This window comes from Mesorhizobium sp. WSM4836 (genome assembly GCF_055811815.1).
The window spans coordinates 172614-184996 of the sequence record NZ_JBVVQF010000003.1 but is presented as its reverse complement, the minus strand read 5'-3'; the positions used below and the strand labels follow the sequence as shown (position 1 = coordinate 184996).

Annotated in this window: 16 protein-coding genes; 4 read left to right on the top strand and 12 right to left on the bottom strand. The window is 61.9% G+C overall.

The window, feature by feature from the left end:
* The 3 genes from cyoA to AC0L2P_RS05115 all read right to left on the bottom strand — a co-directional run bounded on the left by cyoA (window position 1) and on the right by AC0L2P_RS05115 (window position 2744).
* Complete coding sequence (gene cyoA / locus AC0L2P_RS05125; RefSeq protein ID WP_473500147.1) at window positions 1–861, bottom strand: ubiquinol oxidase subunit II; 861 nt, start codon at window positions 859–861, stop codon at window positions 1–3.
* A gap of 857 nt (window positions 862–1718) precedes the next feature.
* Window positions 1719–2060 carry an antibiotic biosynthesis monooxygenase family protein gene (locus AC0L2P_RS05120; protein ID WP_473500146.1) on the bottom strand — a complete coding sequence of 114 codons (342 nt, stop codon included), beginning with the start codon at window positions 2058–2060 and terminating at the stop codon, window positions 1719–1721.
* A gap of 171 nt (window positions 2061–2231) precedes the next feature.
* A complete protein-coding gene (locus AC0L2P_RS05115) occupies window positions 2232–2744 on the bottom strand; it encodes an EF-hand domain-containing protein (RefSeq protein WP_473500145.1) in 513 nt (170 codons plus the stop codon).
* Window positions 2745–2913: 169 nt separating this feature from the next.
* Between AC0L2P_RS05115 and AC0L2P_RS05110 the strand changes: the two genes are divergently transcribed.
* Window positions 2914–3174, top strand: coding sequence for a DUF3606 domain-containing protein (locus tag AC0L2P_RS05110; RefSeq protein WP_473500144.1), 261 nt, complete (start codon window positions 2914–2916; stop codon window positions 3172–3174).
* A 122-nt stretch (window positions 3175–3296) separates the two neighbouring features.
* Here the strand turns inward: AC0L2P_RS05110 and AC0L2P_RS05105 are convergent, their stop codons facing one another.
* From AC0L2P_RS05105 to AC0L2P_RS05085, 5 genes are all read right to left on the bottom strand, one after another.
* Entirely contained in the window at window positions 3297–3584 is a 288-nt protein-coding gene (locus tag AC0L2P_RS05105; RefSeq protein ID WP_473500143.1) for a hypothetical protein, read from the bottom strand.
* A 98-nt stretch (window positions 3585–3682) separates the two neighbouring features.
* Window positions 3683–3943: a hypothetical protein gene (locus AC0L2P_RS05100; protein WP_473500142.1), complete on the bottom strand. Its 261-nt coding sequence runs from the start codon at window positions 3941–3943 to the stop codon at window positions 3683–3685.
* Entirely contained in the window at window positions 3940–4614 is a 675-nt protein-coding gene (locus tag AC0L2P_RS05095) for a Crp/Fnr family transcriptional regulator (RefSeq protein ID WP_473500320.1), read from the bottom strand. The genes AC0L2P_RS05100 and AC0L2P_RS05095 overlap by 4 nt, the downstream gene beginning before the upstream one ends.
* Window positions 4615–4901: 287 nt before the next feature.
* Window positions 4902–5450 (bottom strand): DNA-3-methyladenine glycosylase, encoded by a 549-nt coding sequence (locus tag AC0L2P_RS05090; RefSeq protein ID WP_473500141.1) that lies wholly within the window; start codon window positions 5448–5450, stop codon window positions 4902–4904.
* Between the two features lie 95 nt (window positions 5451–5545).
* Window positions 5546–5875, bottom strand: coding sequence for a hypothetical protein (locus AC0L2P_RS05085; protein WP_473500140.1), 330 nt, complete (start codon window positions 5873–5875; stop codon window positions 5546–5548).
* Between the two features lie 210 nt (window positions 5876–6085).
* On the opposite strand from AC0L2P_RS05085, the gene AC0L2P_RS05080 reads away from it, so the two are divergent.
* The 3 genes from AC0L2P_RS05080 to AC0L2P_RS05070 are packed head-to-tail and all read left to right on the top strand — an operon-like array spanning window position 6086 to window position 8319.
* Complete coding sequence (locus AC0L2P_RS05080) at window positions 6086–6607, top strand: metallophosphoesterase family protein (RefSeq protein WP_473500139.1); 522 nt, start codon at window positions 6086–6088, stop codon at window positions 6605–6607.
* 26 nt (window positions 6608–6633) lie between these two features.
* A complete protein-coding gene (locus tag AC0L2P_RS05075) occupies window positions 6634–7968 on the top strand; it encodes a cytochrome P450 (RefSeq protein ID WP_473500138.1) in 1335 nt (444 codons plus the stop codon).
* Window positions 7969–8004: 36 nt separating this feature from the next.
* Window positions 8005–8319: a hypothetical protein gene (locus AC0L2P_RS05070; protein WP_473500137.1), complete on the top strand. Its 315-nt coding sequence runs from the start codon at window positions 8005–8007 to the stop codon at window positions 8317–8319.
* Window positions 8320–8404: 85 nt separating this feature from the next.
* On the opposite strand, the gene AC0L2P_RS05065 is transcribed toward AC0L2P_RS05070, so the two are convergent.
* The 4 genes from AC0L2P_RS05065 to AC0L2P_RS05050 all read right to left on the bottom strand — a co-directional run bounded on the left by AC0L2P_RS05065 (window position 8405) and on the right by AC0L2P_RS05050 (window position 12283).
* A complete protein-coding gene (locus tag AC0L2P_RS05065; RefSeq protein ID WP_473500136.1) occupies window positions 8405–8638 on the bottom strand; it encodes a hypothetical protein in 234 nt (77 codons plus the stop codon).
* 161 nt (window positions 8639–8799) lie between these two features.
* A complete protein-coding gene (locus AC0L2P_RS05060) occupies window positions 8800–10305 on the bottom strand; it encodes a restriction endonuclease (RefSeq protein WP_473500135.1) in 1506 nt (501 codons plus the stop codon).
* Between the two features lie 42 nt (window positions 10306–10347).
* Window positions 10348–10887: a hypothetical protein gene (locus tag AC0L2P_RS05055; protein WP_473500134.1), complete on the bottom strand. Its 540-nt coding sequence runs from the start codon at window positions 10885–10887 to the stop codon at window positions 10348–10350.
* A gap of 136 nt (window positions 10888–11023) precedes the next feature.
* Window positions 11024–12283: an MFS transporter gene (locus AC0L2P_RS05050; RefSeq protein WP_473500133.1), complete on the bottom strand. Its 1260-nt coding sequence runs from the start codon at window positions 12281–12283 to the stop codon at window positions 11024–11026.
* Window positions 12284–12383 lie beyond the last annotated feature (100 nt).

Genomic DNA, 12383 nt, shown 5'->3' with positions numbered 1-12383 from the left:
TCAGCCTCCTGTCTTGGGCGATACGCTCGGCTCGGCTCGACCGGCCTGGGGACCGGGCGCCGGCGGAACGCTCTGCGTCACGATTTCATGGAAAAGGTCCGGGTCGACCGAGCGATACGTCGAAGGCGGCACGTCCAGGCTCTGTCTGGCCAGTTCCTGGTAGCTGGCCTTGTCGAGTGCCTGTCCCTGGCTTCGCGCCGAATTGACGAACGCATCGAAGGCGTCCGCCGCGACGGCATGCAGCACGAACTGCATGTCTGGAAAACCGTCGCCGCTGAAATGGGCCGACCGCCCATAGAATTCGCCCGGCTGATCCGCCTGCAGGTGAAGCTGCGTCGTCATGCCGTTCATCGTGTAGATCATGCCGCCGAGCTGAGGCACGAAGAACGCATTCATGACGCTTGCCGAGGTGAGCGAGAAATGCACCGGCCTGGCCGCCGGCACCACAAGCTGGTTGATGCTCGCGACATTCTGCTCGGGGTAGATGAACAGCCATTTCCAGTCGAGCGAGACGACCTGCACCTCAAGCGGCTTTTGCTGGGAATCCAGCGGCTTCATTGGATCGAGGTCATGCGACCCTATCCAGATGATGCCGCTCAGAAACAGGATGACGAGGATGGGGATCGACCAGACCACCAGTTCGATGCGTCCGGAATAGGCCCATTCCGGCAGATACCGCGCTCTTGTATTGGTCTCCCGGAACCACCAGGCAAAACCGAGCGTCGCCACGATCGTCGGGATGACGATGGCCATCATGATGGCGACCGAATTGAGCAGGATCGTGCGCTGCGCGGCGCCGACCGGCCCTTGCGGGTCGAGCACGCCGCCCTGGCAGCCGGCAAGCAGCGCGGCAACAAGCATCGTCGCGCCGACTCGGCCAGGACGGATGGAGGCACAATTTCGAACGATCGCCTTCGGCAACATGAGATCTCGCCGTTTCCTGAAAACCGATTGGAACGTTGCAGGCAGCGTGACTGCTAACCCCGAATGCGTGCCCCCGAGCTGCAGCAGCGGTGTGCTCCTGGCGACAGTTTCTTCACGCAGGCGGCTCCGGCTGGCAGAACCACATGCGGCGGACGTCATCGTTGAGCGGTCGACCTGTCGAGAACCCCTCCAAATCCTAGCAAACCAGCGGCAAATCCCAAGAGGCCGGAGCCAAATCCTAAGAAACCAGAAACAGTACCCAGATCGAAGTTATCGCCACAAACGTGGCGAATGCCAAGGCGGTAAACCGGTTCATGGCCGCGCCCATGGTTGGTCCATTTGGTCCGCTCCTTGGGACTCGGCGCTGAATCCAGTGACGCTGCCCACTGACGCTACTCTGAATGGTTGCGCCAACCGAACGTATGTTCGTCGCGAAGGTTCCCGAAAAGCCAGATCCATCGCAGCGTTTGGTTGCAGTCCGGCGGCGACGCGATGCGCACCAGGGCCGCAAGGGCGGCTCTCCTGCCTAGCGGGAGCCGAGGCCGGCGTCGCCTTGGCGCCGGACGGGTCGCTGTTCATCTCGTGCTACGAGCCGAGCCGCATCTATCGTTGGCGAAAGATAGCGGCTCGAGGTGCTGAACGAGGATCGGGCGGCAACGACGGTCGCCCATCCCACCAACATCGCCTTCAAGGCGACAAGCGCCACACCGCAAATCTCGGCCGCGGGCACATCACCGAAATCGATTCGAAGCGATTTCCTAAACCGGGCCGAATCGGGCGGCGCTCCGCGTGGCCTATCCCAGTCGGCCGTGACTGGAGCGGATGCGCAGCACCTGAACCCTCGACGGCAGCTCGATCAGAAACTCTTCGTCCCGCTCCAGATGGTGGATTTTTGTCGGATCGCCGCCGGTGAATGCCGCCATGGCCTCGACGTTTTCCCAATAGGAAATCGTCACGAATTCCGAATGGGTCGGCGTGTCCTCGCGAAAGGTCTGCACGCCCAGGGCCTTTTCGATCAGCGGCTTGATGCCGGCCTCGTAATTGTAACTCTCATAGGCATCCGCCTTTTCAGGCACGGTTCTGCCGCGCCAGGTACGAGCGATGGTCGGGGTTTTCTCTGTAGTGTTCTCTGTCATGGCCAAACGAATTCCTGCTGGTCTGATTGGTCCGCCGGCGTTCCAAGGCCAGCCAAGGACCGCATCTCCCCGGCTGGCAGCCTGGTATCCCGCTGCCAGCGACTTTTCATCCTCCCCGGCCGACATAGCTCGCGCTGCCCCAGACAGGCCTCCTGCCGACCGGTAGAAGACTTACTCCTGGTCTTCGGCGCCTGCTCCGTGGAAGAAGGACCGGATTTCCTGCATGTCGACGCTGTCGTCACCGTCCTCGTCGACGGCGTTGAATATCCGGCCGACGAAATCCTGGACTTCGCTCCGAGAAAGCGCGCCATCGCCGTCCGCATCTACTATGGCGAACATCATTCGCATCCTCGCGCCATGCATGCCGCGTCCAATGCCGCCGCGCCCTCCCATCTCCCATCCTCGCTCAGGCGGGCCCATCCTGTAGTCGTGACGCCAATGACCTCGCCGTTCTGCCCGGGGCGCGCGATCTTCCTGCATTCTCTCTTCCAGCATCTCCGTCAGCATCTGGCGCATCATGGCGCGCATGGCATCCTGGCTCTGCCCGCTCATTGCGGGCGATTGTTCGGCGCCATGATCAGGTGCCGGCGCTGCGGGCGCAGGTGGGCTCGTCTGGCCGAATGCCGGCGCGGCCAGCATGGCCAGTGCCGCGGCAACTACAGTGGTTTTGCTTGCGAGCGTCATCGTAATCTCCATCGGTATGAATTGGTGGCTGCTGCATCCAAGCCAAACCGGCTGCTCGCCTCATGGTTCCTGGTCAGTCGCCACGACGGCGCAAAAGTCCGCCTGGTCGGGGCAACGAAAGCCGCTTGCCCACGTTGCCATTGATGCGAAGCTCCACCAGGAGGAAAAAATGGCCGACGATAAGAGCAAGCGGGATTTCCGCGACCGCGATCGCGTTTCCGCGGAAGACGACCGTGAAGTCGAGCATTTTGCCCAACTGAACGGCATCACCGCCGACCAGGTCCGCCAGCTGATCAAGAGCTTCGGCAATGATCGCGGGCGCCTGACCGAAGCAGCGAAGGCGTTGCGAGGGATTTCACCTGCCGGAGCCGACGAGGTGACCAGGGAAGCCCGCCAGCAGACAACGCCCATGCATCTCGACAACGAGTGATGCGTGGCTGACCGGTCTTTCCATGGGAGGGACCGACTGATTGCGCCCGGCTGCACGATTTTCAGCGCGGCGGCCGTCGAGGGCTGCCCAAACCGGCTGATCAGAGCGGAAGCGATAGGCGTCTATAGAAAATGCCGCCGACGAAGGATGGCATACCCGGCCAAAGCCCACATCGAGAGCACATAGAGAACCAGGAGCAACGGAATGGCCGATGGCGGGCGCTCGACGGCGTCAGCTTCTTCCAGTTCCTTGATCAAATTTCGGCCAGGGTCGCCTCGCGTGACCGCCGTTCGAGAACGTCTACTTTTCTGCCCGGTCTGTTTCGAAATCCCGGTCTCGGCATTGCCTGCGGCGACCGGGTTCTCGGGTAGGAGCCATTCAGGAAGATTGTCGCCAGCTTTCTTGTCCATGGCGTCAACAATGTCTTCCCCTCACTTATGTTCCATTTTTCTAATGTACGGTTCTAACCATTCCGAACGGCATCGCGCTCGCGGGTGAGCGCCGTTGGTCATAGGTCGCGGCGGCCTCGCCAGGCGTCGCGGTTCAAGGCTGCACGTGCCTTGGCCAACGAGGTGAGCAGCGATCCGAGGAACTTTTCGTCGAGCTCGGCAGAAAAGCCTAGTCGCCGGTCGCCTTCAACGACCCTGTCCTGCAACGACACGGCGATCTCATATCGAGCGACGACGCCAGTGAGGACGTCCTGGTACGAAGCCCGGTCCTGTCGTGCCAGGGCCTGTGGGGTATGAAGCGACCATTGCCTTGAGATCATGGGAATGCCGGCTCACCGATCAAGCGGGCATACTCCGCCTCCGGCTGTCCGTAAGAGCCGTTTGCCAAGATGATGAGACCAGCGCGGTCGCGGATAATGACCTCGCCACGATTTGACCTGATCAGGCCGCGGCCTTCCAGCAGTTGAAGGGCCACGGTGACGCCCGGCCGTCTTACGCCCAACATGACCGACAGGAATTCATGGGTAATCGGCAACCGGTCGCCTTCTGTCCGATCGTCGCACATGACCAGCCATCTCGCCAGCCGTTCCTCAAGTTTCAAACGGGCATTGGCGAGCGCGGTGTAGCAGGTCTGGATATGCGCGTAATGCACATAGCGCAGCAGAAAAAGCCGCAGCGTCGGGCTGTCTGAAAGCGCCTTTGTGAATGGCTCGGCGTCCATGCTGAGAACCTCGGCCTCCACCTGAATGTAACAGTCATGCTGGGAGCGATCGCCCCCCATGACCAGCGCCGAGCCGGTCATGCCCTCAAAGCCGATGACGCGAACCTCGGCGTCGACCTCCGGCCGCAGCTTCGCCACCACCGAGCCGATCCCCGCCTCAAAGAAATAGACGGCCTCGATCGGGGCGTTTGCGGTTTCGAGCTGGGTCCTCAATGGCAGAATGCTGCTGTGGAGGTGAGGGCTGAGTAATTGCAGGTCGGCCGGAGACATGCGCCGCAGCAGTTCGTTTCTATAGGCAGTTTCTGGGCGATGAACTGGCTGCCCGCGATCGCGGTCTTCTACGTAGGCGAGGCCGATTTTCGAGGTGTTGGGGCTGCTCATGGCTCCCTCCCGAATTGGGGCGGAAGCATGATGCTCGCTCACAGCCGGCGATGCCCTGAACGTTTATCGCCGATGAAGCATGCTACGCCTTTCGAGCCGGAGAGTCCCGGAGATAAATCAAAGGCCTGTCGGTACGCAGTGGCCCCCGTCGCCCAGCTGCTCGGCTCGCGCGGGCGTCAAAACCTGCGGCTCAGATAATCCGAGCCGCGCAGGCCGAACCGCCACTCCGCATCGACAGCCTTGGAAATGCCGATCCGGCGGCCTGTGAGAATGGCGCTGGCGTCGCCCGGCTGCCTGAATTCGAATGGCGGCACGTCCAGCGGCAGCCCGTCATGGGATTTGTCGATTGCCAGCGCCTGGCAAAGGCGACCCGGTCCCGAACAAAGCAGCCGGGGATCGTCAACGCCGCGATTGGCCCGCATCACCTCCAGCCCGGATTGCGGTTTGATGGCGCGGATGAGCACGGCACTGCCGGGCAGGCAGACGGCATTGAGGCACCAGTGCAGGCCATAGGAGCGGTAGACATAGGCGCTGCCCGGGGCGCCGAACATGGCGCCATTGCGCACCGTCCTGCCACCGAAAGCATGCGAAGCCGGGTCATCGGGCCGATAGGCCTCGGTCTCGACGACGATGCCGCCAACGCCGTGCAAGAGCAGCGTGGCGCCGATCATGTCGCGCGCCACGATGGTGGCGTCACGGGCAAAGAATTGATGGGTCGTGGTCAACGTGCAGCAGACTCGATTGCGCCTGAACCTGGCGCGTCAGCAAGTTCCCGGACCGGACACAAAATGTCCAGCCACTGCTCTCGGATGGACGCTATTCAGCGCAGCATGGCTGCGCCGATGAAAACTGCCGCGGCCAGCACGACGATGACGGCAATCACCAGCACCGGCCCGTATCTGCGCGGCTGGACGTCGGGCTCGTCCTGCAGCGGGCGCATCGCATTGGCATAGCTCGCCTGGTTGGTAAACTCCGGCGCTTCACGGGGCGGAGACGGATCTCTTGCCGGAGCGTTGCCGGCGGATTCCGCGTCGGTCTCCACGGGAGCAGCGGCTGGGTCGATGCCCGGTGTCTTATCCCCTTCGCGCCCGGCATCGATATCGCCCCGCGCCTGAGCCGGGCTTCGCCCAAGAGGTGCTGCGTCAGTCATCATCGAGGTCCTTTCAGAGCAGCGGCGTCAAGCATCCTAACCTGCGTCTCATTTCAAAGTTCCCCCCGTTTCAAAGTTCCAACAAGCGGAACGCCTGAGCCTGCATACAGGAACAACCGGCGGTCGAGCGGGTTGAGCAAGCATCGGGGACGGCAAGATGGACCTGGTGCGCCACGCGCCAGATCGGCAGTTCGAAACAGGCTCCAGCGCATGATCTACTTCACCGCCGACACGCATTTCAGCGACCCGCGCATTTTGCGCATCGATCGCCGTCCGTTCGGCTCGCTGGCCGAGCATGACCGGGCGCTCATCGCGTTGTGGAACGAGACTGTCGGGCCGGACGACGAGGTCTGGCACCTCGGCGATTTTGCCAGGGGATCGGCCGCATTCGTGTCGTCGCTGCTGTCGGCGCTTCATGGCAGCAAGCATTTGATCATCGGCAACAACGATGCTGCGGCCACCATCGACGCCACGGGTTGGGCGAGCACGCAACACTACAAGGAGCTGACGCTCGACGGCAGTCTGCTGATCCTTTGCCACTACCCTTTTCGCACCTGGAACCAGATCGGCAGGAAATCGATCGACCTGCATGGCCATTCCCACGGCCGGCTCACCCCGGTCACGCGGCAGTATGACGTCGGCGTCGACCGCTGGGCTTTTCGTCCGGTCACGCTTCCCACCATTCTTGCCAGCCGTGGCCGAAGGGCGGCGCGGCAAAGCTTTCAAGGCTAATGAATTTCAACGCCAGGGAGCACGCCATGAACAGACGTGAACTGATCGATGCCGACGGCGGCAATCGTGCCGCAAAACCCATTCCGCGCGCCGCGTTCGACACCACCCTGGCCCTGCTGCGCGAGGGCTATGATTTCATTTCGGCTCGCTGCCGGCGCATGAACACCGACATCTTTGCCACGCGCCTGATGCTGCGGCCGGCAATCTGCGTGCGTGGTGCCGAGGCTGCCGAGATGTTTTATGGCGGCGATCACTTCACCCGAATTGGCGCCATGCCGCAGACCACGCTGAGGCTGCTGCAGGACAAGGGCAGCGTCCAGACGCTCGACGGCGCCGCCCGCCGCCACCGCAAGGCGCTGTTCCTGTCGATCTTGTTGGACGGCAACCAGACCGAGGGGCTCCGCGTAGCGTTCCGTCGAGCCTGGCTCGACCAGCTGGAAGGCTGGCAGTGGCGCGGCCAGATCGTGCTGTTCGACGCCGTAAACCTCGTCCTGACCCAGGCGGCGGCGGATTGGGCCGGCATCCCGCCGACAAGGATCGCGCCGAACTCTGCCGCGAGCTCAGCGGCATGGTCGAGAACGCCGGCGGCATTGGGCCGTCGACCATGCTGGCGCTGTGGCGGCGGCGCCGGACCGAACGTTATGTCGGCGAACTCGTACAGCGCGTCCGCAGCGGCGCGCTTAATTTGCCGGCAAACAGCCCGGTCCGCTTGGTCAGCGACCATGTCGATGCCGGGAAAGCCGCTCGATCTTGCCAGTGCCACGGTCGAGATCATCAACATCATCCGGCCGGTAGTCGCCATCGGCCGCTTCATCATCTTCGCGGCGCTGGCGCTTCACCATCACCGCCAATGGCACGACAAGTTCGCCTCCGGCGACGACGACGGGCTGGAAGCCTTCGCCGAGGAGGTTCGCCGGCTCTATCCGTTCTTCCCGTTCATCGGCGGCCGCGCGCGCCACATGTTCGAATGGAAGGGCTACCGTTTCCACGAAGGCGACTGGGTGCTGCTCGACCTGCACGGCACCAACCATGATCCGCGCCTGTTTGCCGAGCCGGACCGGTTTATCCCCGAGCGCGGCCTGAGCTGGAAAACGCACGGCTTCGACTTCATCCCGCATGGCGGCGGCGATCCGGCGAGCACCCATCGCTGCCCCGGCGAAGCCGTCACCGTCGCGCTGATCATGGAAGCGGTTCGCCTGCTGACGCGCTCGATGGTCTACCAGGTGCCCGACCAGGATATGACGGTCTCGCTCGCTCGCACGCATGCCGGCGCGGCCGAAATCCGGGTTCAGGATAGATCATGTGCGGCGAAAAACCGGCTGAAAGGCTGCCCGCCGCAACCGGAACCTCTGCGCAGCTGAGGCGTTCGAAAATTGCAAGGCGTAAAGGCGAACGTAATGGCTCAGAAGATCACGACAGGCGCGAACGACCGGCCGCGCAATGAAACCATCGGCCAATCCGGCGAAGGCCTGCCGGACGACAGCAGCAGGCCGCTTGAGGTCGACGAAGGCTGGGCCGCCCGGCTGAGAAACAAGCTGCGGGGCAAGCCTTGGCAGACCGCCCAGACCAACCCGGAAGAAGTCCCGGCAGGCATCCCCGGCGCCGGCGAGAACATTTGCCGCCGCTGTGCAGGGTCAGGGATGATCGACGGCCGAATTTGCCCCGAATGCGGCGGAACCGGCAAGGTGACGACGCCGATAGGCGGAGGCTGAGCAATTCCAGGAAACGGGTTTCCGTCGGGAATTGCGTCAAAACAAAAGATACTTCCGGGAAACGACGAATCGTTCCAGCGCCGGATCAGATCGCCGGCACCCACTTCCAGAACACGCCCTCCTTGCGCTCCGGGTAGTGCTTGAACTCGCATTCGAAGCGCCAGCCGTAATTCTTCGCGGCGGCAAGCGCTTCCTTGCTCACCGGGTTCATGCCGGTTCCCGGCGCAAACCAGTCCTCCAGCAAGTCGTCGGGCACATAGGCGCCGATCCGCAAAGGCAGATGTTCGAGGACGACATCCATTTCGGGCGGTGCGGGCATGGCGGCGCTCCCTTCGATATCTGCTGACGAAGAAATCGTTCGAAGTGGATTGGGTTCCAGCCGATCGCCGAGATGAAGGCGCCCTAAAATCGGGCGAGGTAGGGTGATGCCGGCTCAGATATTGCCGATTGCCTGAAAGATTGGCACACCCGACCGCCCCATCAACATTGCTCTATTAGGTCGTCTATCTTGGTCGCCTTCAAATATCGCGCGGGGTCAGGGCCTGTGGCCAAGGCGTTAAAATGTGCCTCGCCACACATGACCTTCGCCGCTTCGTTGTCGCGAAGGTCGTCGGTGAACAGACTGCCCTTGGTCTCAACCACGAAGTAGAGGCGCTCCTCGCCGCTAACTTCGACCAGCACTGCCCAATCCGGGTTGTAGGTGCCTAGCGGTGTCGGAACTTTGAACCATGCCGGGAGCTTGGCGTAAATCTTAACCGATTCGTTCTTCTCAAGTTGCTCCGCGAAGGTCCGCTCGACGCTGCCGGAATCATAGACGACGTGCTCGAAGACGGATTTCGCTGCGTCCTTCAGCATGTTTTTCAGATAGCCTGTTAGCTCTTCCTGCTGGAAAAGCTCCAGAGCGTAATAGTGCTCGTCGCCTACCTTCTGGTATTTGATCCCATCGACGAGCGCCAAGCGCTTGGTGCGGTTGATCACTTCGCCCGCAATCTCAATAAAAGCCTGTGGGTTGCGCTTGAAATCAGTCAAACGTCCGCACTCGACTAGGATTCGGACAATGCTTTTGCGGGTGAGCTGCGTGCGGTCTTGAAGATCGGTCAGAACGTCGGGCAATGCGATGTCGCCTTCCTCGATCACGGCGATCATGCCGCTGTTCTTGTCGCGCTCCTTCGCCTCGACGCCGCCCTGCCCGATGGAAAGATCGGCCTTCCTGATCCTAACGCGAGCCTTGGAAACCGGCGGGCCGTTGGCAATCGCCTTAGCGCAGTCCGCGATCAGCTTTTCATTGTCGAAGTGAACGCGATAAGTGGTCTTGTGTTTGATCCGGTCCCAGAGCGCTTGGAACTCGGTGCTCTCCAGGAAGGCTTTCCGCGTCTTTACGATAACGCGCTCGTCCGCATTTTTGATATCGAGCTTGCCGGCGAGCTTTCGAAGAATTGTCGAAACCGGGTTGAGATAACTCTCGAAACCGGTCGGCAGAGTGAGTAATTCGTCTTTTAATGCGGCGCGCAGTGAGTCCTGCACCCGGCCACTGCGGTCTAGATAACCTTTGTCCCGCAAAAATGCGAAAATGACGACCGATTTTTCAAAGCCGATGACAGTTTGCGGCCGTGGCTCTTCTCGTTCTGAAACAAACGACTCCACCGGTTCAGCAAGGCCTTGCGGAGTGGTGGGTGTTTCGATGACGAGCGGAATGTTCGCGAATTGATGCTCCGCTACGATTCCGAACTTGATGCCGGTGTCCTTCTCGATCTCCTTTTGTAGGTTCTCGGCGAACTCCTCATAGCTTTCGGTGGCGATGACGGTCAGCGTGTTGACTTCGAACCCACGCAACCGTTCGCCCTGCTGGTTGACGCAAAGACGCAAGCCGCGCCCGATCGTCTGGCGACGCTCGCCGCATTGACGTGATCTGACCCGCTGCAGTCGTTCCTCGCCATCTTCCATATGTCGGAAACGGGTGGGAAAGTTGCCGTTGTTTCTCACCACCTCGCTGAGATCGGCGGCAGGACGGCCACTATCTGGCCTGAACTATTCGAGGCCCGCACGACGTAGGCCAGCGATATACCTGGAGCGGTCCTCAATACGGATCATTAGATAGTATTTCTCGACCCAAGCGATACTGACGTTTGGCTGCAGACGTTTGCACTCAGCGAGGCTCTGTCGCGCTAGCTCCAGGTCCCCGACGAGGCCCGCTGCTGCGGCGAGCGTGCGCCAGGCGGTGCCGAACTCGGGCCGGAGCTGGACAGCGCGCCGCTCGGCGACAACTGCGTCGTCATAGCGGTGTGCGACCAGATGGCACAGTCCCTCGGTGGAAAGGTTCGCGGCCTGAAGGTAGTCGCGCGGGCTCAATCGTGTGGCGATCTCCAGCTGCCGATAGCCCTCTTCCGCAAGCCCGGCGTACCCGTACGCGAGGGCCAAAATGACCCGCGCATTGGCGAAACTCGGGTTGCGCTGCAGCGCTTCGTTCAGAAGGGCGGCCTTACCTGGACACTCGACGCTCCAATGGAAGCTGTCGAAGCCCCGCCTTTCGGCGAACGAACGTGCTTGTCTTCTCGAGCGCACCGACATGCGATTTTGATTAGGTCCTCGCAGCACCGTTCCTCTGGGGTGTGGCTCTACGACGACCATTGCAAATACACCGCGGCTTCGGTCCCGGCGTGGGCGTTTCTGTTTAGCTGCCTTGCCCCGCCCAGCCCGATCTTGTTCACTCTGGTGCCGGGACGATTCGTGTATCGAGCCGCAGCGATTCGGGCGTCACCGCCTGCTCAGGCGGCCGCGTCCTGAATGCCTCCTTGGCCGCCAGTTGGACCGGAGCGCGGCGGCTGATGCGCAAAAGCGCGTATGCGGCGAGCAATGCGTGAGGGAGAGCCGTAGCGAGGAACAAGCTCTCCGGCCGCATCTTGGCCATCAGCGCGGCTCCCAGCACCGGCCCGACAATCGTGCCGAACCCATAGAATAGCAGCAGACCGCTCGACACCTTGACGAACTCGTCCGGGCGGGCGTGGTCGTTGGCATGTGCCACTGCGACCGAATAGAGGGTGTAGGCGAGGCCCCCGTAGCCGGCGGTGGTGACGACCACGAGTACGGCCGATCGTGGCTGGAGCACGAAGATGAGAAGTCCGAATGCGGCCGCTCCGACCGCCGCGCCGGCGAGGACACAGCGGCGGTCGATGATGTCGGACAGCCGACCTGCGGGAAACTGCAGAGCGGCACCGGAGATCACAACCACGCTTGCCATCAGTGCGATACCCGCGTTGCCAATTCCGATGCGGGCACCATAGACAGCTCCGAGCGTCCCCCAGGCTCCATTGGCCATGCCAGTCAGGAGGCAACCGATCAGGGCGAGCGGGGAAGTGGCAAAGAGACCTTTCAGATCGAGAGTGACATCCTCTAGCGGTTTTGGCGTCGATGCAGATGATACTGCGGTCGGGATCAACGCGAGAGAGAAGAAGATTCCGGCGACCATGAACAGCGAGGCGTCCCTCACATCGCCTATGGCGACGATCATCTGGCCGGCCACGATCGAGACATAAGACACGATCATGTAGAGGCCGAAGACGGTGCCGCGGCTCTCATTGGTCGTCTTTTCGTTCAACCAGCTCTCGATGACCATATAGGCGCCGGCCATCATGAAGCCGGTGAAGGCGCGCAGGGCGATCCAGACGTATTGCTCAATTATCAAACCAGTCAGCAGGGCGATGACGGTACCCGATGCCGCAAAGGTGCCGAACGCGCGGACGTGCCCGATCCGGCGGACAACCCGAGGTGCGAAGATGCAGCCGGCGACGAAGCCGCCTGCCCAGGCTGTTCCGAGCAAACCAAGCGACACGGTCGAGAACCCCTCCGCTTGCCCTCGCAGCGGCAAGAGCAAGCTATGCAACCCTGTCGCTGCAAGCAGGAACCCGGTCCCACGAAGAAGCGACAGGATGGGGCGGTAGCGGAGAGGTAAGAGGTAACCCAGCATCTTCCAACAGTGCCCAATGCCTTACTGGCCGCCGGCCGACCAATGTCGCGCGTGAGACCTACATTAGCTTGCTTTCCAGGCTACAGTTTCCAGTTAAGGG